General features: G+C 72.4%; 24 protein-coding genes and 1 pseudogene. 16 read left to right on the top strand and 9 right to left on the bottom strand.

What is annotated here, in order from left to right:
• The first annotated feature begins 124 nt into the window (after window positions 1–124).
• From ACZ45E_RS21375 to ACZ45E_RS21350, 6 genes are all read left to right on the top strand, one after another.
• Complete coding sequence (locus ACZ45E_RS21375; protein WP_026246651.1) at window positions 125–448, top strand: integration host factor; 324 nt, start codon at window positions 125–127, stop codon at window positions 446–448.
• Between the two features lie 61 nt (window positions 449–509).
• Window positions 510–1,067, top strand: coding sequence for a guanylate kinase (gene gmk / locus ACZ45E_RS21370; RefSeq protein ID WP_468222717.1), 558 nt, complete (start codon window positions 510–512; stop codon window positions 1,065–1,067).
• Window positions 1,068–1,136: 69 nt separating this feature from the next.
• Window positions 1,137–1,409, top strand: a complete 273-nt coding sequence (rpoZ, locus tag ACZ45E_RS21365; protein WP_005319902.1) for a DNA-directed RNA polymerase subunit omega — start codon at window positions 1,137–1,139, stop codon at window positions 1,407–1,409.
• Window positions 1,410–1,514: 105 nt separating this feature from the next.
• Entirely contained in the window at window positions 1,515–2,723 is a 1,209-nt protein-coding gene (coaBC, locus tag ACZ45E_RS21360) for a bifunctional phosphopantothenoylcysteine decarboxylase/phosphopantothenate--cysteine ligase CoaBC (protein WP_468222715.1), read from the top strand.
• Window positions 2,724–2,934: 211 nt separating this feature from the next.
• The gene (metK, locus tag ACZ45E_RS21355; protein WP_404219708.1) at window positions 2,935–4,143 is read left to right on the top strand and encodes a methionine adenosyltransferase; all 1,209 of its coding nucleotides are present in this window, start codon (window positions 2,935–2,937) and stop codon (window positions 4,141–4,143) included.
• Between the two features lie 108 nt (window positions 4,144–4,251).
• A complete protein-coding gene (locus ACZ45E_RS21350) occupies window positions 4,252–6,396 on the top strand; it encodes a primosomal protein N' (RefSeq protein ID WP_468222713.1) in 2,145 nt (714 codons plus the stop codon).
• Window positions 6,397–6,481: 85 nt separating this feature from the next.
• Here ACZ45E_RS21350 and ACZ45E_RS21345 read toward each other — a convergent pair whose 3' ends face one another.
• A complete protein-coding gene (locus ACZ45E_RS21345) occupies window positions 6,482–7,024 on the bottom strand; it encodes a hypothetical protein (RefSeq protein ID WP_468222711.1) in 543 nt (180 codons plus the stop codon).
• 270 nt (window positions 7,025–7,294) lie between these two features.
• On the opposite strand from ACZ45E_RS21345, the gene fmt reads away from it, so the two are divergent.
• Both fmt and ACZ45E_RS21335 read left to right on the top strand, forming a co-directional pair.
• Window positions 7,295–8,224 carry a methionyl-tRNA formyltransferase gene (gene fmt / locus ACZ45E_RS21340; protein WP_468222710.1) on the top strand — a complete coding sequence of 310 codons (930 nt, stop codon included), beginning with the start codon at window positions 7,295–7,297 and terminating at the stop codon, window positions 8,222–8,224.
• 124 nt (window positions 8,225–8,348) lie between these two features.
• Window positions 8,349–9,842 (top strand): RsmB/NOP family class I SAM-dependent RNA methyltransferase, encoded by a 1,494-nt coding sequence (locus ACZ45E_RS21335; RefSeq protein ID WP_468222709.1) that lies wholly within the window; start codon window positions 8,349–8,351, stop codon window positions 9,840–9,842.
• On the opposite strand, the pseudogene ACZ45E_RS21330 reads toward ACZ45E_RS21335, so the two are convergent.
• Window positions 9,831–10,121: pseudogene (locus tag ACZ45E_RS21330) on the bottom strand (MMPL family transporter); the annotation flags it as partial. The gene ACZ45E_RS21335 and the pseudogene ACZ45E_RS21330 sit on opposite strands and share 12 nt — an antisense overlap.
• Window positions 10,122–10,302: 181 nt before the next feature.
• Between ACZ45E_RS21330 and rpe the strand changes: the two are divergent.
• The 5 genes from rpe (at window position 10,303) to ACZ45E_RS21305 (ending at window position 14,532) form a co-directional block, all read left to right on the top strand.
• Window positions 10,303–10,986, top strand: a complete 684-nt coding sequence (gene rpe, locus ACZ45E_RS21325; protein WP_468222707.1) for a ribulose-phosphate 3-epimerase — start codon at window positions 10,303–10,305, stop codon at window positions 10,984–10,986.
• Between the two features lie 157 nt (window positions 10,987–11,143).
• Window positions 11,144–12,124 (top strand): sugar-binding transcriptional regulator, encoded by a 981-nt coding sequence (locus ACZ45E_RS21320; RefSeq protein WP_468223090.1) that lies wholly within the window; start codon window positions 11,144–11,146, stop codon window positions 12,122–12,124.
• Window positions 12,125–12,147: 23 nt separating this feature from the next.
• Complete coding sequence (locus tag ACZ45E_RS21315) at window positions 12,148–12,576, top strand: guanyl-specific ribonuclease (RefSeq protein ID WP_468222705.1); 429 nt, start codon at window positions 12,148–12,150, stop codon at window positions 12,574–12,576.
• Entirely contained in the window at window positions 12,573–12,920 is a 348-nt protein-coding gene (locus ACZ45E_RS21310) for a barstar family protein (protein WP_468222704.1), read from the top strand. Before ACZ45E_RS21315 ends, ACZ45E_RS21310 begins: the two co-directional genes overlap by 4 nt.
• Window positions 12,921–13,089: 169 nt before the next feature.
• On the top strand, window positions 13,090–14,532 hold the full coding sequence (locus ACZ45E_RS21305) for a GuaB1 family IMP dehydrogenase-related protein (protein WP_468222702.1): 1,443 nt from the start codon (window positions 13,090–13,092) through the stop codon (window positions 14,530–14,532).
• Between the two features lie 28 nt (window positions 14,533–14,560).
• Here the strand turns inward: ACZ45E_RS21305 and ACZ45E_RS21300 are convergent, their stop codons facing one another.
• Genes ACZ45E_RS21300 through ACZ45E_RS21270 form a run of 7 tightly spaced genes read right to left on the bottom strand, consistent with a single transcriptional unit; the run spans window position 14,561 to window position 19,303 of the window.
• Window positions 14,561–14,932, bottom strand: coding sequence for an ATP-binding protein (locus ACZ45E_RS21300; protein ID WP_468222700.1), 372 nt, complete (start codon window positions 14,930–14,932; stop codon window positions 14,561–14,563).
• 9 nt (window positions 14,933–14,941) lie between these two features.
• A complete protein-coding gene (locus tag ACZ45E_RS21295) occupies window positions 14,942–15,343 on the bottom strand; it encodes an STAS domain-containing protein (RefSeq protein ID WP_468222698.1) in 402 nt (133 codons plus the stop codon).
• Window positions 15,340–16,578, bottom strand: coding sequence for a PP2C family protein-serine/threonine phosphatase (locus tag ACZ45E_RS21290; protein ID WP_468222696.1), 1,239 nt, complete (start codon window positions 16,576–16,578; stop codon window positions 15,340–15,342). The genes ACZ45E_RS21295 and ACZ45E_RS21290 overlap by 4 nt, the downstream gene beginning before the upstream one ends.
• On the bottom strand, window positions 16,575–17,585 hold the full coding sequence (locus tag ACZ45E_RS21285) for an ATP-binding protein (protein ID WP_468222695.1): 1,011 nt from the start codon (window positions 17,583–17,585) through the stop codon (window positions 16,575–16,577). The genes ACZ45E_RS21290 and ACZ45E_RS21285 overlap by 4 nt, the downstream gene beginning before the upstream one ends.
• Window positions 17,582–18,004 carry an ATP-binding protein gene (locus ACZ45E_RS21280; protein ID WP_468223087.1) on the bottom strand — a complete coding sequence of 141 codons (423 nt, stop codon included), beginning with the start codon at window positions 18,002–18,004 and terminating at the stop codon, window positions 17,582–17,584. The genes ACZ45E_RS21285 and ACZ45E_RS21280 overlap by 4 nt, the downstream gene beginning before the upstream one ends.
• A 16-nt stretch (window positions 18,005–18,020) precedes the next feature.
• The gene (locus ACZ45E_RS21275; RefSeq protein ID WP_468222694.1) at window positions 18,021–18,422 is read right to left on the bottom strand and encodes an STAS domain-containing protein; all 402 of its coding nucleotides are present in this window, start codon (window positions 18,420–18,422) and stop codon (window positions 18,021–18,023) included.
• Window positions 18,419–19,303 carry an STAS domain-containing protein gene (locus ACZ45E_RS21270; RefSeq protein ID WP_468222692.1) on the bottom strand — a complete coding sequence of 295 codons (885 nt, stop codon included), beginning with the start codon at window positions 19,301–19,303 and terminating at the stop codon, window positions 18,419–18,421. The genes ACZ45E_RS21275 and ACZ45E_RS21270 overlap by 4 nt, the downstream gene beginning before the upstream one ends.
• 442 nt (window positions 19,304–19,745) lie before the next feature.
• Here ACZ45E_RS21270 and ACZ45E_RS21265 point away from each other — a divergent pair, with 442 nt between their 5' ends.
• From ACZ45E_RS21265 to ACZ45E_RS21255, 3 genes are all read left to right on the top strand, one after another.
• Window positions 19,746–21,227, top strand: coding sequence for an amino acid permease (locus ACZ45E_RS21265; RefSeq protein ID WP_468222690.1), 1,482 nt, complete (start codon window positions 19,746–19,748; stop codon window positions 21,225–21,227).
• A gap of 10 nt (window positions 21,228–21,237) precedes the next feature.
• Window positions 21,238–21,690, top strand: a complete 453-nt coding sequence (locus ACZ45E_RS21260; protein ID WP_468222689.1) for an Lrp/AsnC family transcriptional regulator — start codon at window positions 21,238–21,240, stop codon at window positions 21,688–21,690.
• Between the two features lie 213 nt (window positions 21,691–21,903).
• Window positions 21,904–23,607: a flavin monoamine oxidase family protein gene (locus ACZ45E_RS21255; RefSeq protein ID WP_468222687.1), complete on the top strand. Its 1,704-nt coding sequence runs from the start codon at window positions 21,904–21,906 to the stop codon at window positions 23,605–23,607.
• The last annotated feature ends 143 nt before the right edge of the window (window positions 23,608–23,750 follow it).

Genomic DNA, 23,750 nt, shown 5'->3' with positions numbered 1-23,750 from the left:
GACTTTTCGTCTGTTCTCGCTGACTCAGACGGCCTTGGCCGCTAGTCTCCGTCGAGAGGTGTGGGGCGACTAGGTTCCTCACCGGTCCGTATCCGACAGTTTCGACATCCGAGGTGACGTAGGCGTGGCTCTTCCGCCCCTTACCCCTGAACAGCGCGCAGCCGCGCTCGAAAAGGCCGCCGCGGCTCGCCGGGAGCGGGCCGAGGTGAAGAATCGACTCAAGCACTCCGGCGCCTCCCTCCACGAGGTCATCAAGCAGGGCCAGGAGAACGACGTCATCGGCAAGATGAAGGTCTCCGCCCTCCTGGAGTCCCTGCCGGGCGTGGGCAAGGTCCGCGCCAAGCAGATCATGGAGCGGCTCGGGATCTCCGAATCCCGCCGGGTGCGCGGTCTCGGTTCCAACCAGATCGCCTCCCTGGAGCGCGAGTTCGGCAGCACCGGAGCCTGAGCGCGCCGGCCGGCCGCAGGGCTGGTCCGGGGCACTCCGGAACAACTGGAATAATCGCTGCATGAGTGAACGTCCGCGGCTGACCGTGCTCTCCGGCCCCTCCGGGGTCGGCAAGAGCACGGTCGTCGCCCATATGCGCAAGGAACACCCCGAGGTCTGGCTCTCGGTGTCGGCGACGACCCGCAAGCCGCGCCCCGGCGAGAAGCATGGAGTCCAGTACTTCTTCGTCACCGACGACGAGATGGACAAGCTGATCGCCAACGGCGAGCTCCTCGAGTGGGCCGAGTTCGCGGGGAACCGTTACGGCACGCCGCGCCGTGCCGTCCTCGAGCACCTGGAGGCGGGCGAGCCGGTACTGCTCGAGATCGACCTCCAGGGCGCACGCCTGGTCCGGGAGTCGATGGCCGAGGCGCAGTTGGTCTTCCTGGCCCCGCCGAGCTGGGAGGAGCTGGTCCGCCGGCTCACCGGGCGCGGCACCGAGGCCCCCGAGGTCATCGAGCGCAGGCTCGGGGCCGCCAAGGTGGAACTGGCCGCCGAGTCGGAGTTCGACACCACCCTGGTCAACACCTCGGTCGAGGACGTGGCGCGTGAGCTGCTAGCCTTGATGAAAGTTGTTTGATCTTTACCGTAGTTCTGAGTAGATCTCAGTAGTTCTTCACCCCAGTCTTTACCCATCGGAAGGCAGAGCGTGTCCTCTTCCATCACCGCGCCCGAGGGCATCATCAACCCGCCGATTGATGAGCTCCTCGAGGCAACCGACTCGAAGTACAGCCTGGTCATCTACGCCGCCAAGCGCGCGCGTCAGATCAACGCGTACTACTCGCAGCTCGGCGAGGGCCTTCTCGAGTACGTCGGCCCGCTGGTGGACACGCACGTCCACGAGAAGCCGCTCTCGATCGCCCTTCGGGAGATCAACGCGGGTCTGCTGACGTCCGAGGCCATCGAGGGCCCCGCGCAGTAACGCTCGTTCCCTTCACCACAGGCCCGACAGCCCGGCTGTCGGGCCTGTGGTGTGTCATGGAGTCGTACATACAGCGAGCGCGGGGAGGCACGGACGGTGGAGACGGTGGACAGGCCCAAGGTCGTTCTGGGGGTCAGCGGCGGCATCGCCGCCTACAAGGCGTGCGAGCTGCTGCGGCGGCTGACCGAATCCGGCCATGACGTACGCGTCGTCCCCACGGCCTCGGCGCTGCACTTCGTCGGCGCCGCGACCTGGTCGGCCCTCTCCGGCAACCCGGTCTCCACCGAGGTCTGGGACTCCGTCCACGAGGTCCCGCACGTGCGGATCGGCCAGCACGCGGACCTCGTCGTCGTAGCCCCGGCCACCGCCGACCTGCTCGCCAAGGCGGCCCACGGCCTCGCCGACGACCTCCTCACCAACACCCTCCTGACGGCCCGCTGTCCGGTCGTCTTCGCGCCCGCCATGCACACCGAGATGTGGGAGCACCCGGCCACCCAGGAGAACGTCGCCACGCTGCGCCGCCGCGGCGCCCTCGTCGTCGAGCCCGCGGTCGGCCGCCTGACCGGCGTCGACACCGGCAAGGGCCGCTTCCCCGACCCCGTCGAGATCTTCGAGTACGTACGCCGTGTGCTGGCGCGCGGCGCCGACGCCGTCCGCTCCGCCGACCTCGCGGGCAAGCACGTGGTCGTCAGCGCGGGCGGCACCCGCGAACCCCTCGACCCGGTCCGCTTCCTCGGCAACCGCTCCTCCGGCAAGCAGGGCTACGCGCTGGCCCGCACGGCGGCGGCCCGCGGCGCCCGCGTCACCCTGCTCTCCGCGAACGCGGCGCTGCCCGACCCGGCCGGTGTCGACATCGTCCACGTGGGCACGGCCGTGCAGCTGCGCGAGGCGGTCATCGAGGCGGCCGCCGACGCCGACGCGGTCGTCATGGCGGCGGCCGTGGCCGACTTCCGCCCCGAGGTGTACGCCACCGGCAAGATCAAGAAGAAGGATGGCGAAGAACCCGCGCCGATCGCCCTCGTCCGCAATCCGGACATCCTCGCCGAGGTGGCCGCCGCCCGGCCGCGCCCCGGCCAGGTGGTCGTCGGATTCGCCGCCGAGACCGACGACGTCCTTGCCAACGGCCGCGCCAAACTGGCTCGCAAGGGCTGTGACCTGCTCGTCGTCAACGAGGTCGGAGAGCGCAAGACCTTCGGCTCCGAGGAGAACGAGGCCGTGATCCTGGGCGCCGACGGCACGGAGACACCGATTCCGTACGGCCCGAAGGAAGCGCTCGCGGACCGCATCTGGGACGAAGTCGTCCGGCGTGTCTGAAAACCTGGTGATTCCGGGCGCCCAGTAGTCTTCCGAAGACCGATCGTCGTGTCGCAGAATGCGGTGTCGCAGGTCACAGCGCTCCCAAGTGGCGAGACGCGTGGTCCGGCGGCCGAGCGTGACCGATAAACTGGTCGTGGACGTCGCCGGGCGCAGCTCCCGGCAGTCCATCAATGATCAGCCAGCAGCCGCTGCAACCACAGGGAGCGTTGTGTCCCGTCGCCTGTTCACCTCGGAGTCCGTGACCGAGGGTCACCCCGACAAGATCGCTGACCAGATCAGCGACACCATCCTCGACGCGCTCCTCCGCGAGGACCCCACGTCCCGCGTCGCCGTCGAGACGCTGATCACCACCGGCCTGGTCCACGTGGCCGGCGAGGTCACGACCAAGGCGTACGCGCCGATCGCGCAGCTCGTGCGCGACAAGATCCTCGAGATCGGCTACGACTCCTCCAAGAAGGGCTTCGACGGCGCCTCCTGCGGCGTCTCGGTCTCCATCGGGTCGCAGTCCCCGGACATCGCGCAGGGCGTCGACACGGCCTACGAGAACCGGGTCGAGGGCGATGACGACGAGCTCGACAAGCAGGGCGCCGGCGACCAGGGCCTGATGTTCGGCTACGCGTGCGACGAGACGCCGGAGCTCATGCCGCTCCCGATCCACCTCGCGCACCGCCTCTCGCGCCGCCTCTCCGAGGTCCGCAAGAACGGCACCATCCCTTACCTGCGCCCGGACGGCAAGACCCAGGTCACCATCGAGTACGACGGTGACAAGGCGGTCCGCCTGGACACCGTCGTGGTCTCGTCCCAGCACGCCTCGGACATCGACCTCGACTCGCTGCTCGCCCCCGACATCCGCGAGTTCGTCGTCGAGCCGGAGCTGAAGGCGCTCCTGGACGACGGCATCAAGCTGGAGACCGAGGGCTACCGCCTCCTGGTCAACCCGACAGGCCGCTTCGAGATCGGCGGCCCGATGGGCGACGCCGGCCTCACCGGCCGCAAGATCATCATCGACACGTACGGCGGCTACGCCCGCCACGGCGGCGGCGCCTTCTCCGGCAAGGACCCGTCCAAGGTGGACCGCAGTGCCGCGTACGCGATGCGCTGGGTCGCCAAGAACGTCGTCGCGGCCGGTCTGGCGTCTCGCTGCGAGGTCCAGGTCGCGTACGCGATCGGCAAGGCGGAGCCCGTCGGCCTCTTCGTGGAGACCTTCGGCACGAACACCGTCGACACGGACACGATCGAGGCCGCGATCAGCGAGGTCTTCGACCTGCGCCCGGCCGCGATCATCCGCGACCTCGACCTGCTCCGCCCGATCTACTCCCAGACGGCCGCCTACGGACACTTCGGGCGTCCGCTGCCCGACTTCACGTGGGAGAAGACGGACCGCGTCGACGCGCTGCGCAAGGCGGCGGGTCTGTAGCTCTCCTGAGTTCCGCGCTCGTGGGGCCCGGCTCTCCTTCGGGAGAGCCGGGCCCCCGGTGTTTTCCCGGTCCTTCCGCTGTCGGTGCCCTCTGGTAGGAATGCAGCTGTGAGCAGCGAGAACGACACCCCCGAGCAGCCCGTCGGCGGCGAGCCGGAGCAGCTTGCGCTCATCCGGGAGAGCGTGCGCAGGTCGAAGGCGCCGAAGGCGAAGCCGCGGACCTGGCGGGGCGCCGCGCTCGCCAAGGAGCTGCCGGTGGCCCGGGTGCTGGTCGACAAGGGGGTGCTGCACCTCGACCGGTACTTCGAGTACGCGGTACCGGAGGAGCTGGACGCCGTCGCGCAGCCGGGGGTGCGGGTGCGGGTGCGGTTCGGCGCCGGATCGCGGAACGTACGGGACGGCCGCCGCGAGGGTGGTGGCCTGATCGACGGATTCCTGGTGGAGCGGGTCGCCGAGGCCGAGTACCAGGGCCCGCTGGCCGCCCTGGCCCAGGTGCTGTCGCCCGAACCGGTCCTCGACGCCGGGTTGCTGGGGCTGACGCGCGCCGTCGCCGACCGGTACGCGGGGAGCCTCGCGGACGTGCTGCAGCTCGCGGTGCCGCCCCGGCACGCCAAGGCGGAGGCACGGGAGTTCCCGCCGCCGCCGGCCCCACCCGCCGCGCCCGAGCCCGGCTCCTGGCAGCGCTACGAGCGCGGGGCCGACCTGCTGGCCTCCCTCGCCGCCGGGGGCGCGCCGCGCGCCGTGTGGACCGCGCTGCCCGGCCCCGAGTGGGCCGCCGAGATCGCCGGCGCCGTGCAGGCGACCCTCGCCTCGGGGCGGGGCGCGCTCGTCGTCCTGCCGACGGTGCGGCTCGCGGCCCGGGTCGATGCCGCGCTGCGGGAGGCGCTCGGGGAGGGCCGGCACGCGCTGCTGACCTCGGACGCCGGGCAGCAGCGCCGCTATCAGGAGTGGCTGGCCGTGCACCGGGGCGCCGTGCGGGCCGTGGTGGGGACGCGGGCCGCGATGTTCGCTCCCGTGCGCGACCTCGGACTGGTCGTGGTGTGGGACGACGGGGACGGCCACCACAGCGATGATCACGCGCCCTTCCCGCATGTGCGCGAGGTCCTGGAGCTGCGGGCCACCCGGGACAAGTGCGCGTTCCTGCTGGGGAGCTGGAGCTGCACGGTCGAGGCCGCGCAGCTGGTGCGCAGCGGTTGGGCGGCGCCTGTCGCCGCGCCCCGGGAGGTGGTGCGCCGCGTCGCTCCGCTGGTACGGACCGTGGGCGATCTGGACGTCGCCCGGGACGAGGCGGCGCGGGCCGCCCGGCTGCCCAGCATCGCCTGGGACGTGGCGCGGGCCGCCCTGCGCGAAGGGCCGGTACTGGTGCAGGTGCCGCGGCGCGGATATGTGCCGCGCCTCGCCTGCCAGCGGTGCCGGGAGCCCGCCCGGTGCCGGCACTGCGCGGGCCCGCTGGAGGCGCGGGAGAGCACCGGCGTGCTGGCCTGCGGCTGGTGCGGCCGGGACGAGGCGAACTGGCACTGCGCCGAGTGCGGGGGCTCCCGGCTGCGGGCCCAGGTGGTCGGGGCCCGGCGCACCGCCGAGGAGCTGGGGCGGGCCTTCTCCACGGTGCCGGTGCGGACGTCGGGGCGCGAGCAGGTCCTCGACACCGTGCCGGACGCGCCCGCGCTGGTCGTGAGCACCCCGGGCGCCGAGCCCGTCGCGGAGGGCGGGTACGCGGCCGCGCTGCTGCTGGACGGGTGGGCCATGCTCGGGCGGCCCGATCTGCGGGCGGGCGAGGACGCGCTGCGCCGCTGGATCGCCGCGGCCGCGCTGGTCCGGCCCCAGGAGGCGGGCGGCACCGTGGTGATCATGGCCGAGCCGACGTTGCGGCCGGTGCAGGCCCTGGTGCGCTGGGACCCGGTCGGGCACGCGGTGCGGGAGCTCGCGGACCGGGCCGAGCTGGGCTTTCCGCCGGTCTCCCGGATGGCGTCGGTGAGCGGGACCCCGGACGCGCTCAGCGGCTTCCTCGGCGCGGTCGAACTACCGGCGGACGCCGAGGTGCTGGGCCCCGTACCGCTGCCCGGCGCCGGCCAGGCCGCCCGGCGGCCGGGGGCGCCGCCGGTCGACGAGCAGGGGGAGCGGGTCCTGGTGCGGGTGCCGCCGGGCAGCGGGGCCGCGCTGGCCCGCGCCCTCAAGCAGGCGCAGGCCGCGCGGATGGCGCGCGGCGGGGTCGAGCCGGTGCGCGTACGGGTGGATCCGCCCGACATCGGCTGACCGGACGTCAGGCCACGGTGACGCGGGGGCGTCAACACACCACTGCCTCCCCGCACCCGGTGCGGGGAGGCAGTGGACGGCCCGATCAGCCGTTGCGCGGACCCGGGAAGGCGCCCGGCCGCACCTCGTCGCGCAGGCCCTGGCTGCCGGCGGTCGGCTGGGTCGGCATGGCGCGGGCGGCGGGCACCGAGGGCAGCGGACCCGCGCCCACCGGGAGGGCGGGGCGCGGCGGCGCGGGGGTGTCGGTGGCGCGCTCGGCGTCGGCCGCCGCCTGCGTGAGCGCCCTGCGGGCCCCGTAGCGGCGGTGCACCGCCTGCTTGGTGACACCGAGCGCGGAGCCCACGGCGTCCCACGAGAAACCCAGCGAGCGGTCGAAGTCCACGGCGGCGGTCACCAGGGTCTCGACGCTGTCCCGCAGCTCCTGGGCGAGACGGACGGTCGGCGCGGGCGCCCGCCCGTAGACGACGAACCCCGCGGAGGGGCCGGAGCGGCGCGGCCGGTAGACGTTGCCGAGCTGTGCGGTGAGGGTGCGCAGTGCGTCCACCTGCCGGCGGACCCGCTCGATGTCCCGCACCAGCAGATGCAGGCTGGCCCGTGCCTGGGCGTCGTGGGTTGCGTGGTCGGCCATGTACGAGCCTCTCGAACCGGCGATGAAAAAAGGATGGGCCCGCGCACGCGGCAAGCGACAACTTCCGCCGCCGAACGAGTGATCACGGCCCCTGGACTGGTCAACTCTTTCTTGACCAACGCGCCATCCAGTGAGGGGTCACGCTGTTCAGGCGTATCCGCATATGCGCAGGGCGCACGTTCAGGCGTGCGCCCCATGTGTGGCCGCCACGGGACCGCCATAGACTGGTGCGCTGCCCGTGACCCTGCCCCGAGAGGCCGTTAGCCACTGATGAAGCTTGTCTTCGCCGGCACCCCCGAGGTCGCCGTTCCCGCTCTGGACGCCCTGATCGCCTCCGACCGGCACGAGGTCGCCGCGGTCGTCACCCGGCCCGACGCCCCGGCCGGGCGCGGCCGTCGCCTCGTCGCGAGCCCGGTCGCCGAGCGGGCCGCGGAGGCCGGCATCGAGGTGCTCAAGCCGCACAAGCCGCGTGACGAGGAGTTCCTCGCCCGGCTGCGCGAGATCGGCCCGGACTGCTGCCCGGTCGTCGCCTACGGCGCGCTGCTGCCGAAGGTCGCCCTCGACGTGCCGGCCCGCGGCTGGGTCAACCTGCACTTCTCACTGTTGCCCGCCTGGCGCGGCGCCGCGCCCGTGCAGCACGCGCTCATGGCGGGCGACGAGATCACCGGCGCCTCCACCTTCCTCATCGAGGAGGGGCTCGACTCCGGGCCCGTGTACGGCACCGTCACCGAGCCGGTCCGCTCCACCGACACCAGCGGCGACCTGCTGACCCGGCTCGCCCTCGCGGGCTCCGGGCTGCTCGTCGCGACGATGGACGGCATCGAGGACGGCTCGCTCCAGGCGGTTCCGCAGCCCGCCGACGGGGTCTCGCTCGCCCCGAAGATCACCGTCGAGGACGCCCGGATCGACTGGGCGGCGCCCGCGCTGCGCGTCGACCGGGTGGTGCGCGGCTGCACGCCGGCCCCCGGCGCGTGGACCGAGTTCCGCGGCGAGCGGCTGAAGGTGCGCACCACCGTGCTCGCGCCGGACCGCACGGATCTCGCGCCGGGCGAGCTGAGCGTCGGCAAGAAGCATCTGCACGTCGGCACCGGGTCGCACGCCGTCGAGCTGCTGTGGGTGCAGGCCCAGGGCAAGAAACCGATGGCCGCCGCCGACTGGGCGCGCGGGGTGCGCATCGCGGCGGGCGAACAGCTGGGCTGAGCCCCGCCCCGGGTCCCGTGAGGGGCCCGGGGGCCGCACGGGCGGCCGCGACGTAGGCTGGGAGGGTTCATTTCGGCGGACGACCTCTGCGTACCGCCCGTACGACCCCACCAGCGGAGCACCTTTGAGCGACCAGCCGACCTCGTCGAACCGCCGTCCCCAGAAGGCCGGTGCCGCCGGGAAGTCCGGCAAGCCCGGCAAGTCCGGTCAGCCCGGCAAGCCCCACAGGCGTCCGAAGAAGGACCCCGTGCGCTTCCTCGCGTTCGAGGCGCTGCGCGCCGTCGACGAGCGGGACGCCTACGCGAACCTCGTGCTGCCGCCCCTGCTGCGCAAGGCGCGCGAGAAGGAGGGGCCCGAGAAGTTCGACGGCCGGGACGCCGCGCTCGCCACCGAGCTCGTGTACGGGACGCTGCGCCGTCAGGGCACGTACGACGCGATCGTGGCGGCCTGCATCGACCGGCCGCTGCGCGAGGTCGACCCGCCGGTGCTCGACGTGCTGAACCTGGGCGTGCACCAGTTGCTCGGGACGCGTATCCCCACGCACGCCGCGGTCTCCGCCTCCGTGGAGCTGGCCCGGGTCGTACTCGGCGACGGGCGGGCCAAGTTCGTCAACGCCGTGCTGCGCAAGGTCTCGCGGGACGATCTCGACACCTGGCTGGAGCGGGTCGCGCCGCCGTACGACGATGACCCCGAGGAACACCTGGCCGTGGTCCATTCGCACCCGCGATGGGTCGTCTCCGCGCTCTGGGACTCCCTGGGCGGCGGCCGCGCCGGGATCGAGGACCTGCTGGAGGCGGACAACGAGCGGCCCGAGGTGACGCTCGTGGCACGGCCCGGGCGGACCACGGCCGAGGCCGTGCTCGCCGAGGTCGGCGAGGAGTCCGGGCTGCCGGGTCGCTGGTCCCCGTATGCCGTGCGCCTCTCCGAGGGCGGCGAGCCGGGGTCGTTCGACGCCGTGCGCTCCGGCCGGGCCGGGGTGCAGGACGAGGGCAGCCAGCTGGTCGCCCTTGCTCTCGCGAACGCCCCGCTGGAGGGCAGGGACGAGAAGTGGCTCGACGGCTGCGCGGGCCCCGGCGGCAAGGCAGCGATGCTCGCCGGGCTCGCCGCCGGGCGCGGGGCGACGCTGCTCGCCGCCGAGAAGCAGCCGCACCGCGCGGGGCTCGTCGCGAAGGCGCTCGACGGGAACCCGGGGCCGTACCAGGTGATCGCCGCCGACGGCACCTGCCCGCCGTGGCGGCCCGGCACGTTCGACCGGGTCCTGGTGGACGTGCCCTGCACGGGGCTCGGCGCGCTGCGGCGCCGTCCCGAGGCGCGCTGGCGGCGCCGCCCGGAGGACCTCGAAGGGTTCGCTCCGCTCCAGCGGTCCTTGCTGCGGTCGGCGCTGGAGTCGGTGCGCGTCGGCGGCGTCGTCGGGTACGCGACCTGCTCGCCGCACATGGCCGAGACGCGGGCGGTCGTCGACGACGTGCTGAAGGCGGCCCCCGGGGCCGAACTCATCGACGCGCGGCCCCTGATGGAGGGCGTGCCCGCGATCGGGAACGGCCCCGACGTGCAGCTGTGGCCGCACCTGCACGGCACCGACGCGATGTACCTGGCGCTGATCCGGCGCACCGCCTGACGCGCGGGACAGGGCGTGGGGCCACCGCACGCGCGGCCCCACGCCTACGAAGAGCGGGGTCACCGGCACCGAGCGGACGATGAAGGTGTCCAGGAGGACGCCGAGCGCCACCGTGAAGCCGATCTCCGCGAAGGCCCCCGTCGGGTCGGTGCCGAGCGCCGCCAGGAACACGAAGACGAACAGTGGGAAGTCCGTCGGCTCACCCGCGTAGTCGAAGAGGTACCGGAAGGCGAGCGCGCTCGGGCCGAGCGCCGCGGCGAACGTCAGGACGACCGTCCCGTGTCGCCACGTACAGGACCCGCACTGTTCGCGACGACGGCGAGCGGGTCGCCGGTGCCGATTCCTGTCGGCCCGCTGTGGGCGGCCCAGAGTGGCGCGGGAGGGCACGGCTCGGCATCGGTATCGCGTCCAGGTCCGGACCGGGGAGGGCAACGGGCGCCGGGCATGACAGGCTGGGGGCATGGCTCAGATCAACCCCAGCATCCTGTCCGCGGACTTCGCCCGCCTTGCCGACGAGGCAAAGGCCGTCGAGGGCGCCGATTGGCTCCATGTCGACGTCATGGACAACCACTTCGTCCCCAACCTCACGCTCGGGGTGCCGGTCGTAGAGTCGCTGGCGCGGGCGACGGACACGCCGCTGGACTGCCATCTGATGATCGAGAACCCCGATCAGTGGGCACCTCGGTACGTCGAAGCGGGGGCCGGTTCCGTCACGTTCCACGCCGAGGCCGCCGCCGCCCCGGTCCGTCTCGCCCGCGAGATCCGCGCCAAGGGTGCCCGTGCCTCCATGGCCCTCAAGCCGGCGACGCCCATCGAGCCGTACGAGGACCTGCTCCCCGAGCTCGACATGCTGCTGATCATGACGGTGGAGCCGGGCTTCGGCGGCCAGGCGTTCCTCGACATCATGCTGCCGAAGATCCGCAGGACCCGGCAGCTCATCGCCAAGCACGGCCTCGAACTGTGGCTCCAGGTCGACGGCGGAGTCTCGGCCTCGACGATCGAGCGGTGCGCCGAGGCCGGGGCGGACGTCTTCGTCGCCGGTTCGGCGGTGTACGGGGCGAACGACCCGGCGGAAGCGGTCCGTGCATTGCGCACCCAGGCGGAGAGCGCGACGGCTTCTGCCGCGTGGGCATGCGACCACTGAGCCACGGATACGTGAACGCCGTCCATCAGGGCTGATCAAGCCCGCAGGATCTGCAAGGATGAACGGCGTATCCAGGTTGTGAACGCAGTGAGTCGTGCAGAAGAGCAGTGAGGAGATCGCCGTGTCCGCATCATCGGCAGGTCGGTCAGCCCTGCGGATGGGACCCGCGGAGCTGGTGCAGGCGGCGGCCATGGCCCGTCGCTTCTACCTAGAGGGCAAGTCCAAGATCCAGATCGCCGAGGAGTTCGGCGTCAGCCGCTTCAAGGTGGCCCGGGTCCTGGAGACCGCCCTGGAGCGAGATCTCGTACGCATCGAGATCCGGGTCCCGGCCGAGCTGGACGCCGAGCGCTCCGACGCGCTGCGCGCCCGCTACGGTCTGCGGCACGCGGTCGTCGTCGAGTCGCCGGCCGAGGCGGAGGAGTCGCCCGACCCGGAGAACCTCGGGGAGGTCGCCGCCGACCTGCTCGGCGAACTGGTGAACGAGGGCGATGTCCTCGGCCTCGCCTGGGGCCGCTCCACCATCCACATGGCGGCCGCCCTCGACCAGCTCCCGCCGTGCACCGTGGTGCAGCTGACCGGCGTGTACGACGCCGGGACCGCGGAGCGCGGATCGGTGGAGGCCGTACGGCGTGCCGCGCAGGTCTCGGGCGGCGACGCCCACCCCATCTACGCGCCCATGCTGCTCCCCGACGCCGCGACCGCGGCCGCGCTGCGCAACCAGACGGGGATCGCCCGCGCCTTCGAGTACTTCGACAAGGTCACGGTGGCGTGTGTGTCGATCGGCTCGTGGGAGCCCGGCATCTCGACCGTGCACGACATGCTCAGCGACGAGGAGCGCGCCCACTACGCCTCCCTCGGTGTCGCGGCCGAGATGTCCGCGCACCTCTTCGACGCGCAGGGCCGCCGGGTCGGCCGGGACCTGGGCGAGCGGTGCATCACCGTCGAGGCGGACCGGCTGCGGCGGATACCGGAGGTCGTGGCCATCGCGGGCGGCCAGCGCAAGGCCGCCGCCATCGACGCCGTGCTGCGGTCGGGCCTGGTGACCAGCCTGGTCACCGATACCGCCGCGGCCGACTTCCTGCTGGCCGCGGGGTCCGCGCCGAAGTCCGCGTCGCAGCGGACCGACCCGGACGACTGAGCGGCAGGGGCTGAGGTCGCGCCGTGTCCAGATGGCTCCCGCTCCGCTCCCTCGGCGCGCTGCTGGCCTGCGTCGGCCTTGTGCTCACCGGGTGCGCGACGTCCTCCGCGCCCCCGACCGAGCCCTCCTCCGCGCCCTCGTCCGCGGGTTCCTCCGTACCGCGGTGGGCCCAGGGCATGGACACCGTGCGGGCGGAGGGGCTGCCGGCCGAGGCGCGGCGGACGCTGGAGCTCATCGACGCCGGCGGGCCCTTCCCGTACGAGAAGGACGGCAGCGTCTTCGGGAACTTCGAGCGGGAGCTCCCCCGCCACCAGCGCGGGTACTACCACGAGTACACCGTGCGCACCCCGGGCGAGCGTGACCGCGGCGCGCGGCGCATCGTCACCGGCGGCGGCGCGGAGACGTACTACACCGATGACCACTACGAGTCGTTCGAGGCGGTGCTGAGATGAGCGGTCCCTCGCCGGTGGAGGCGCTGCAGGAGGCCGGGTGGGCGGTGCGACGGCTCGACCTGGCCGGGGCCGCCGACAAGGCCGCGTTCATGGACCGCTGCGCCACCGCTCTGGAGCTGCCCGGCTGGTTCGGCCGGAACTGGGACGCGCTGGCCGACCTGCTCGGCGACCCGGGCGCCTGGCCGGGCTCCGCGCACGGGCTGGTGGTCGTCGTGACCGGCTGGGAGGAGTTCGGCGGGCGGCGCCCCGAGGAGTGGGAGACGGCGCGCGAGGTGTTCGCGGAGGCCGCCGGGCGGCGTCACGACAGCGGTGCCGCCCTGACCGTGGTGCTCGGTCTCGGCTGAACCGGCGCCGCCGCGAGGTGCGCTTGGGTGATCATCCAAGGGGCCCCGGTGACCTTGGGACGTTCGGCCCGGAGACGGGCACCTCGGCCGCGTGGGAAAATGAAGTACGTGCTTTGTGCTCCGGCGGCACTCTTCCGGGGCCCCCTTCTACCGACTGGGATGTCCGCACGTGCGTTTCCTCAATGACATCAAGCCCGCGTACGACCTGACGTACGACGACGTCTTCATGGTGCCGAGCCGGAGCGCCGTCGGCTCCCGCCAGGCCGTCGACCTCTCGTCGCCGGACGGCACGGGCACCACGATCCCGCTGGTCGTCGCCAACATGACGGCCATCGCCGGGCGCCGCATGGCCGAGACGCTGGCCCGCCGCGGTGGACTCGTCGTCATTCCCCAGGACATCCCGATCGAGGTCGTCACCGAGGTCATCTCCTGGGTCAAGACCCGCCACCTGGTGCTCGACACCCCGATCGTCCTCGCGCCGACGCAGACCGTCGCCGACGCCCTGGCCCTGCTGCCCAAGCGCGCGCACAACGCCGGTGTGGTCGTCGACGACGAGCAGCGTCCCGTCGGTGTCGTCACCGACCAGGACCTGACCGGCGTCGACCGCTTCACGCAGCTCTCCGAGGTCATGGCGAAGGACCTGCTGCTGCTCGACGCCGACATCGACCCCCGCGACGCCTTCAACAAGCTGGACGGCGCCAACCGCCGCTACGCCCCGGCGGTCGGCAAGGACGGCAGGCTGGCCGGCATCCTGACCCGTACGGGCGCCCTGCGCGCCACGCTCTACACCCCGGCCACCGACGCGGACGGCAAGCTGCGCGTCGCCGCCGCCGTCGGCATCAACGGGGACGTCGCGGGCAAGGCCAAGCAGCTCCTCGACGCGGGCGTCGACACCCTCGTCATCGACACGGCCCACGGGCACCAGGAGTCGATGATCAGCGCCATCAGGACCGTGCGCGGGCTCGACCCGCAGGTCCCGATCGTGGCCGGGAACATCGTCGCCGCCGAGGGTGTGAAGGACCTGATCGAGGCTGGCGCGGACATCATCAAGGTCGGGGTCGGACCCGGCGCCATGTGCACCACGCGGATGATGACCGGCGTCGGCCGGCCGCAGTTCTCCGCCGTCATGGAGTGCGCCGCCGAGGCGAAGAAGTACGGCAAGCACGTCTGGGCGGACGGTGGCGTCCGCCACCCGCGCGACGTCGCCATGGCGCTCGCCGCCGGCGCGTCGAACGTGATGATCGGATCCTGGTTCGCGGGCACCTACGAGTCCCCCGGCGACCTCCAGCACGACGCCAAGGGCCGCGCGTACAAGGAGTCCTTCGGCATGGCCTCCGCGCGCGCCGTGAAGAACCGGACCTCCGAGGAGTCCGCCTACGACCGGGCCCGCAAGGCGCTGTTCGAGGAGGGCATCTCCACCTCCCGGATGTTCCTCGACCCGGAGCGTCCGGGCGTCGAGGACCTGATCGACTCGATCATCGCGGGCGTCCGCTCGTCGTGCACCTACGCGGGCGCCAACTCGCTCGCCGAGTTCGAGGAGAAGGCCGTCGTCGGGATCCAGTCCGCCGCGGGCTACGCCGAGGGCAAGCCGCTGCACGCCAGCTGGAGCTGATCGGGCGGGGCGGTGCGGGCGCTGCGGCTCAGAGCGCCGGCGCCGGTGCCGCCCACGCCGCCTCGATGCGTTTGCCGTCCGGCGCCGGGAGCACCGCGATGCGCTCGGCCAGCCGCTCCACCATGTGCCAGCCGAAGCCGCCCCCGCCGCCCATGTCGGGGGTGCGCGGCACCGGCGGGCGCGGGTCCCCGTCCTCCACCGCCACCGAGAGGCCACTCGCGTCCACCCGCAGCCGCAGGCGCGCGAAGGCACCGGTGTGCCGGGCGGCGTTGGTGACCAGCTCCGAGACGACGAGCAGGACCGCGTCCGCGTCGGCCCACGGACAGTGCTCGGCGAGGAACCGGGCAGCGGTACCTCTGGCCTGGGCCCCCGTCACGGGGCCGTCCACCACGATCTCCATACCGGACAGCTACCCCGCAACCGGATCTTCATGGTCCCCGGCCGCGGATGCGGGGCCGGGGAGGAGGACCGTGTCGAGGCCCGTGATGTGGAAGATCCGCTCGACGACGGGCGAGAGGCGGCGGACGGCCAGCTCGGCGCCGCGCTCCTGGAGCGCGCCGCGGGCCCGCAGCAGCACGTTGATGCCGCCCGAGTCGAAGAAGTGCACACCCGACAGGTCGAGCGTGACGACGGTGCCGGCCGGGGCGGCGAGCCCGGTCACCGACGCGAGCAGCTCGGGGGCCGTCGCGTAGTCGAGATCGCCGGTGACCGTGATCACGGGACCCTCGGGCTCCTGCGCCACCTCCGTGAGGGAGGGGACCGGCGCGACGTGCGGCCCGTCGGGTAGGGACTCGGGTGCCGCGTGCGTCATCGGCTTCTCCGTACGGTCAGGGCGAGGGTGTCGTCCGGGTGCAGGATCACGGTGTGCATCTCCTCGGCGAGGGCGCCGGGGATGTCGTCGGTCGGACGGTGCCGGTGCCGGACGGCCGCCGACACCAGCCGGCGCTCGCCCTCGTAGGGGTCGCGGCGGCTCTCGGTGAGCCCGTCCGTGTACAGCACCAGCAGGTCGCCCGGGGCGAGTTGCTGGTGCCACAGCCGGTCGCTGCCGGCCATCGGATAGCCGATGCCCCGGCCGCGTACTTCGAGGAAACGGGCGGCGCCGTCCTCGGAGACGAGGAGGGGCGGCGGATGGCTGCCGTTGGCGAGGTCGACGCGGCCCGAGACCGGGTCGATGCGGACCAGCAGGACCGTCGCCATCAGGTCGCGGTCGTAGGGGAGCAGGATCTCGTCGGTGCGCGCGACGATCGTCTCCAGGGGGTGGCCCTCCAGGGCGAGCGTGCGGACGGCGTGCGTCACGTTCAGGGCGCTGCTGGTACTGGTCAGACCGTGGCCGAGCGCGTCGACGACCGTGATGTGCACGGTCCCGTCGGGGAGCTGGAACCAGTCGTACAGGTCGCCGCCGGTCGGGGCGTCCGTGCCCGCGGGCGCGTAGTGGATGGCCAGTTCGAGCCCGTCGACCTTCATCGGGCCCGGGCGCAGCGCGTCCTCCAGCTCGCGCAGCATCTGGCCGTGGGCGCGGCGCAGCTGCTCGTCGCGCTCCTCCAGCTGGACGTACAGGGCGAGGACGCCGCTGTTCGTCTCGTCCAGTTCGTGCGTGAGCCGGCGCCGGTCGGCCTCCAGGGCGTCGGCGCGGGCGACCGCCACCCGCAGCTCCTCCTCCAGCAGCTCGGTGGGGGAGGGCGCGGTGGCCTCCAGGGCCGGCGGGCGCCGCTGCCCGGGCAGCGGCACGCGCCACACCGTCGTGTCCGCCTCGCGCCGCCCGGGCAGCGGCAGCGCCTCGACCGGCGCGGCCCACGGCGTCTGCGGCGCCCGGAGCCGGACCGTCAGCGCCTGCCCGTGCCCGGTCCGTTCGTACGCCGCCTCCAGCGTGACGGGCCGGCCGGCCCGCAGCTCCGACTCCGCGACCCGCGCCACGGAGAGGGTCAGCTGAGTGCGCAGCTCGGCGGAGAGCCGGTAGGTGACCGCCAACGCCCGGACCGCGGACCGGAGTTCGGCCGGGGAGCGATGGGTCGTGCGCTGCGCGGGCGCGGCTGCCCGGTCGGTCATGAATTCCTCCTTACCGCCCCGGTGACCAGGGCGGTCGCGTCGTCCCGTGCCGAACGGTGGCCGTGGCCGAGGGCCGCGGCGAGCAACCGCGGCGGCAGCCCCAGCAGGAACGGGGTGGCCGTCTCCGGCCAGCGTGCCGCGATTCCGTCACTGTGCAGGACCGCCGCACTCGTCTCGGGCATGGCCAGGGAACGCGGCAGGGGGCGCGGCATGTTCCAGCCGACCACGCCCGGCTGCCCGGCGGCCCTGGGGCCGACGCCGTCGTGGCTGACGAGCAGCATGCGTATGTTGCCGATCCCGCAGTGCTCCGCCGTGCCCGGCCGCAGCCGCAGCAGACCGACGGCGGCGCCGCGCCCTCCGCGCAGCGCCCGGTCCATCGCCCCGAGCAGCTCCGGCAGGGGCCGCTCGGGGCCCTCGTGGAAGACCCGCACGGCGGCGGCGCTCGCCTCGGCGGCCTCGGCGCCGTGCCCGAGGCCGTCCACGACGAGCGCGGTCCGGCCGCCCGGCGCGTCCGCCACGGCAGCGCTGTCCCCGCACGCCTCCTCGCCCCGCAGCGGCAGACAGAGCAGGCCGAGGTCGGCGCGGAGCGGCGCGGCCCCGGGACCGTGGAAGCGGGCGCAGATCAGTGTGCCGACGCCCGGCAGCGTACGCAGGGTCAGCTCGTCGGCGAGCCGGCGGACCGCGCCCATGCCGGAGCCGAGCGTGCCGGCGGTGCTGTATCCGTCGGCCATGGCCCGGTCGGGGCTCGCCATGCCGGGGCCCCGGTCGACGGCGACCACGTCGAGGCCGCCCTGGGGAAGGCGCTGCACGTAGACGGCGCCGTCGACCGCGTGCCGCAGCAGGTTCCCGGCGAGCTCGCTGGTCAGTACCGCGGCCCGCTCGACGGTGGTGGCCCCGAGGCCGCCGGCCCGCGCGGAGTCCCTGGCCAGCGTCGTCGCGTGGTGGACGGCGCTGGAGTGGTCGACGACGACGTGCGCGGTCACGGCGGCGTCGGCGAAGACCGTCACCGCACCGTCCAGCGGACCACGGTGACCGTCGTGCCGACGCCGGGCAGTGTGTCGACGTGGAACTCGTCCATCAGCCGCCGGGCCCCGCCCAGACCGTGGCCGAGGCCACTGCCCGAGGTCCAGCCGTCCGTCATCGCGGTGCCGAGGTCGGGGATGCCGGGCCCCTCGTCCTGTATGACGAGCCGGATCCCCTCCGCGCCGCGCCGCTTGAGCAACTCGACGGTCAGGGTGCCGCCGCCGCCGTAGATGAAGGCGTTGCGGGCCAGTTCGCTGGCGGCGGTCACCACCCGGGTCTGGTCGACCAGACCGAAGCCGCACTCGACGGTGGCCGCGCGCACGGCGTGACGGACCGTCAGCAGGTCGTCCTCCGAGCGCACTTCGTAGTCGCGGCGGACGGCGACCTCGGCCGCGGCGCGCATCGTGTGCGCGGCGCGCTCATCCGACATGATCACGGCCTGGGCCCTCCGGGGTCCGCTGCCAGCCGAGCGCGGTCAGACCCTGCTCGGCGTTGAGCGCCGTCTCCACCCCGGTGAGCTGGATGCCCAGTTCGACCAGGGTGATGGCGACGGCCGGGCGCATGCCCGCGACGATGACCCGGGCACCCAGCAGGCGGGCCATGTTGGTGAGCTCCATCAGGGTCCGGGCCACGAACGAGTCGATGAGTTCGAGGCGGGAGATGTCGATGAGCACGCCGCGGGCCCGGTCGGACACGATCCGCTCGGTCAGCTCATCGGTGAACGCGACCGCGGACCGGTCGTCCAGTTCGTTGAGAAGTCCCGTCACCAGGACATCGGCGAGCCGGAGAATGGGGACGCCCGTCGGGCGCTGCGTGTTCACCGCGGTGCCGATCCGGTCACCGCGAAGCCGACCGCCGGCTGGTCGGTCAGTTTGACGGCGTCGGCCAGCGCGTCGGCCAGGGTCGCGCGGGTCAGGATGGTGGACAGGTCGATTCCCAACTGGGCGATGGTCTGGGCGATGGGCGGCCGGATGCCGCTGATGACACAGTCCGCGCCCATCAGACGGACCGCGTTGACCGTGTGCATGAGGTGCTGGGCGACCGCCGTGTCCACGGTCAGCACGCCGGTGATGTCGATGATGGCGATCTTGGCCTCGTCGTCCTGGATCGCCTGGAGCAGCGACTCCATGACGATCTGGGTGCGGGCCGTGTCCAGCGTGCCGATGAGCGGGACGGCCAGCACGTGCCGCCACAGCCGCACGACGGGCGTGGACAGCTCCATCAGCTGGCGGCTCTGGCGCTGGATGATCTCCTCGCGCCCCTCGACATAGGTCTCGAAGGAGAGGGCGCCCGCGGCGTCCAGCATCCGGTTGACCAGCACGGCCGCCGAGAACAGCTCGCTCGTGTCGCGTGTGGTGTGCTGCACCGCCGCGAGGAGCGCCTCCTTGAGGGAGAGCACGGCGAGCGAGGTGTCGGTGGGCGTGGCCCCGGCCCGCACCCGGCGCAGGGAGAGCTGGGTCACCGTCGTCCGCAGATTGTGGTGCGACGTCACGAGGCGGCCGACCGGGGTGTCGCTGGCCAGCGCCTCGGTGAGGGCGTCGATGAGCAGATGCGCCTCCTCGCGCAGCTCGCTCTCGGTCATGTCGGTGCCGAGGGCCGCCTGCTCCAGCTGGAGCAGCGTCCACCGGTCGGCGATCTGCCCCTCCTGGTCGCGCAGCGCCTCGAGCAGCAGATTGCGGATATCGGTCTCGCTGGTACTCACAAGCCCCTCTCACACCGTTCTTCTCGTACGGCCATATGCGTCCGGCACATGATGCACACATCGAACATTCGTCGCCCAAACCCGGGGCCACGCGCGACCGTCCCGTGCACGGCCGATGGACTGCCGAGGCACGGGACGGCCCCACCGCGTACCCACGGACGGCCGATTCAGTCCCGGCACCGGTCTGTGAGCCCGAACACACCATGCGCAACAGACGAAACGGACGCCACAACGATCGCCCGGCAATGCGGGATTCGCGCAACGTTCACGCGCCGGTACGCAAGGTTGCTGCATTACAGCTGGGAAGCCGAGTCCTCTAGAGTCATCCGCTGTACGTGGCACGGCGAGGGACGGCCTGCTCGGCGATCCCCGGTCGGTGTGACCGCCGTACGCTCCCTCGTCCCCGCCCGACCCCAACCGGCAGCGATGAAGGAGCCAGTCCGTGCCCGATCACGGCGCACCCCCGCGCACCCCGCAGTCCGAGACCGCACCCGCGGGCCTCGGCGCCCGTCTGATGCGCCGCAAACCGGTGGAACGCCTGGTGGACGAGGGTGGTCAGGGCGAGGGCGGCACACTGCGACGCTCCCTCGGGCTGTGGCAGCTGACCATGATCAGCATTGGTGCCACGCTGGGCACCGGTATCTTCGTGGTCCTCGGCGAAGCCGTCCCGAAGGCCGGTCCCGCCGTCACGCTGTCGTTCGTGATCGCGGGCCTGACCGCTCTCTTCTCGGCCCTCTCCTATGCCGAGCTGGCCGGCTCCATCCCGGTCGCGGGCTCCTCCTACTCGTACGCATACGCAACGATGGGCGAGCTGATCGCCTGGGTGTGCGGCTGGTGCCTGGTCCTGGAGTACGGCGTCTCCGTCGCGGCCGTCGCCGTCGGCTGGGGCGAGTACCTCAACGAGCTGCTCGACGGCACCATCGGCGTCACCATCCCGGACGCGCTCTCCGCGCCGCCCGGCGGTGGCGGCATCTTCAATCTGCCCGCGCTCATCGTGGTGCTGCTCGCCATGGTGTTCCTGCTGGGCGGCGCCCGGGAGTCCGCGCGGGCCAACACGATCATGGTCGTGGTGAAGATGGTGTCGCTGCTGCTGTTCTGCGCCATCGGCCTCAAGGGCTTCCAGTCCGGCAACTACGAGCACTTCATGCCGCTCGGCATGGCCGGCGTCAGCGCGGCCGGCGCCACGCTCTTCTTCTCGTACATCGGCTTCGACGCCGCCTCCACCGCGGGTGAGGAGGCCACGAACCCGCAGCGCGATCTGCCCCGCGCCATCATGCTCTCGCTCGTCATCGTCACCGCGCTGTACGTCCTGGTCGCCGCGGTCGCCGTCGGGGCCCGGCCCTGGAAGCAGTTCAACGACTCGGAGGCCGCGCTCGCCGGGATCATGAAGGACGTCACCGGTCAGGCGTTCTGGGGCACGCTGCTCGCCGCCGGCGCGGTCATCGCCATCGCGTCCGTCGTCCTGACCGTGCTCTACGGACAGACCCGTGTCCTGTTCGCCATGAGCCGGGACGGGCTCGTGCCCAAGGTGTTCTCCAAGGTCCACGCCAAGAGCGGCGCGCCGCGCGTCAACACCGTCATCGTCTCCCTGTTCTGCGGTGTGCTCGCCGCGGCCATCCCGCTGGGCCAGCTCGCCGACGCCACGAGCATCGGCACCCTCTTCGCCTTCGCCCTGGTCAACATCGCCGTGATCGTGCTGCGCCGGACCCGCCCCGACATGCCACGCACCTTCCGGGTTCCGCTGTCGCCGGTGCTGCCCGTCATCGGCTTCGCCCTGTGCCTGTGGATGATGGGCTCCCTGTCCGTCATCACCTGGATCGTCTTCGGTGTCTGGATGGCGGTCGGCCTCGTGTTCTACTTCTGCTACGGGATGCGTCGCTCCCGTCTCGCCGCCCCCGCGGCTGCCGCAGAAGCACAGAAGTGAACCGCCTGCCTTGCTGAACGATCTCGACGAACGCATCGTGCACGCCCTCGCCGAGGACGCCCGCCGCTCCTACGCCGACATCGGACAGCTCGTCGGCCTGTCGGCGCCCGCCGTGAAGCGGCGCGTGGACCGGCTGCGCGCCACCGGGGCGATCACCGGTTTCACCGTGCGGGTCGACCCGGCCGCGCTCGGCTGGGAGACCGAGGGGTTCATCGAGATCTACTGCCGCCGCAACACCTCGCCGGACGCGATCCGGCGGGGTCTGGAGCGCTACCCGGAGGTCTCGGCCGCCTCCACCGTCACGGGGGACGCGGACGCCCTCGTCCAGGTCTTCGCCTCCGACATGCGCCACTTCGAGCGGGTCCTGGAGCGGATCGCGGGGGAGCCGTTCGTCGAGCGGACCCGGTCCGTGCTGGTGCTCTCCCCGCTGATGCGCCGCTTCACCTCGGGCTCGCCCGTCTGACACGGCGCAACGAATCGCCGCCACGGCCTCGGCGCGCGCAACGGATCGCACGTACAGACGCAACAGTCCCGGCTTCCCCGCCGCCCGGCGGAAACGTACCGTCGTATCGGTCCCCGGCAGTTCCGGCGACCCTCCCACTCCGTCGTACGTCGTCCCTGTGCACAGCCATGCCGTCGTCGCCGCGAACCCGTATCCGCTAGGAGTCCGTACCCCATGACGTCCACGGTGCCCACCGCCGTCCAGCACACCGAAGCGCAGCCGCCGATCACCATGTTCGGCCCGGACTTCCCCTACGCGTACGACGACTTCCTCGCCCATCCGGCGGGGATCGGGCAGATCCCGGCGACCGAGCACGGCACCGAGGTCGCCGTCATCGGAGGTGGCCTGTCCGGCATCGTCGCCGCGTACGAGCTGATGAAGATGGGCCTCAAGCCCGTCGTCTACGAGGCCGACCAGATCGGCGGCCGGCTGCGGACGGTCGGCTTCGACGGGACGCCGCCGGACGCCGCCGGGCTGAGCGCGGAGATGGGCGCGATGCGCTTCCCGCCGTCCTCGACGGCGCTCCAGCACTACATCGACCTGGTGGGCCTGCGCACCCAGCCGTTCCCCAACCCTCTCTCCCCGGCGACGCCGTCGACGGTCGTCGACCTCAAGGGCGAGAGCCACTACGCCGAGACCATCGACGACCTGCCGCAGGTCTACCGTGACGTCGCCGCCGCGTGGAACGCCTGTCTGGAGGAGGGCGCCGACTTCAGGGACATGAACCGGGCGATGCGCGAACGCGACGTGCCGCGCATCCGGGAGATCTGGTCGCAGCTCGTCGAGAAGCTCGACAACCAGACCTTCTACGGGTTCCTGTGCGACTCCGAGGCGTTCAAGTCCTTCCGGCACCGGGAGATATTCGGCCAGGTCGGCTTCGGCACCGGCGGCTGGGACACCGACTTCCCGAACTCGATCCTGGAGATCCTGCGCGTCGTCTACACCGAGGCCGACGACCACCACCGCGGCATCGTCGGCGGCTCGCAGCAGCTGCCGCTGCGGCTGTGGGAGCGTACGCCCGAGAAGATCGTGCACTGGGCGCAGGGGACCTCGCTGGCCTCGCTGCACGAGGCGGGGCAGCCGCGGCCCGCCGTGACCCGGCTCGCCCGCACCGCCGGGAACCACATCACGGTCACGGACGCCGACGGCGACATCCGGACGTACCGGACCGCGATCTTCACCGCCCAGTCCTGGATGCTGCTCTCCAAGGTGGCCTGCGACGACGAGCTGTTCCCGATCGACCACTGGACGGCGATCGAGCGGACCCACTACATGGAGTCCAGCAAGCTGTTCGTCCCGGTCGACCGGCCGTTCTGGCTCGACAAGGACGAGACCACCGGCCGTGACGTCATGTCGATGACGCTCACCGACCGGATGACGCGCGGCACGTATCTGCTGGACGACGGGCCGGACAAGCCCGCCGTCATCTGCCTCTCCTACACGTGGTGCGACGACAGCCTGAAGTGGCTGCCGCTGTCGGCGAACGAGCGCATGGAGGTCATGCTCAAGTCGCTCGGCGAGATCTATCCCAAGGTCGACATCCGCAAGCACGTCATCGGCAACCCGGTCACGGTCTCCTGGGAGAACGAGCCCTACTTCATGGGCGCGTTCAAGGCGAACCTGCCGGGCCACTACCGCTACCAGCGGCGCCTGTTCACGCACTTCATGCAGGACCGGCTGCCCGAGAACCGGCGCGGCATCTTCCTCGCGGGCGACGACATCTCCTGGACGGCCGGCTGGGCCGAGGGCGCCGTGCAGACCGCGCTCAACGCCGTATGGGGCGTGATGCACCACCTGGGCGGCGCCACGGACGCCACCAACCCGGGCCCGGGCGACCTCTACGACGAGATCGCCCCGGTCGAACTCCCCGAGGACTAGGGCGTGTTTCGAAAGTCCTGCCTGCCCCGCGGCGTCTGGCACGCAGGCTCGCCGCGTTGCCGGAACGCCCGCATAGCTCCGCTATGAGGGCGCCCCGGCGCCTTGCGATCGCACGCACCAGACGCCGCGGGGCCCGCCCTTCG

It is taken from the genome of Streptomyces sp. NPDC030991 (assembly GCF_055571235.1).
Note: the sequence above shows the minus strand (reverse complement) of the source record. Positions and strands in the feature narration are given on the sequence as shown.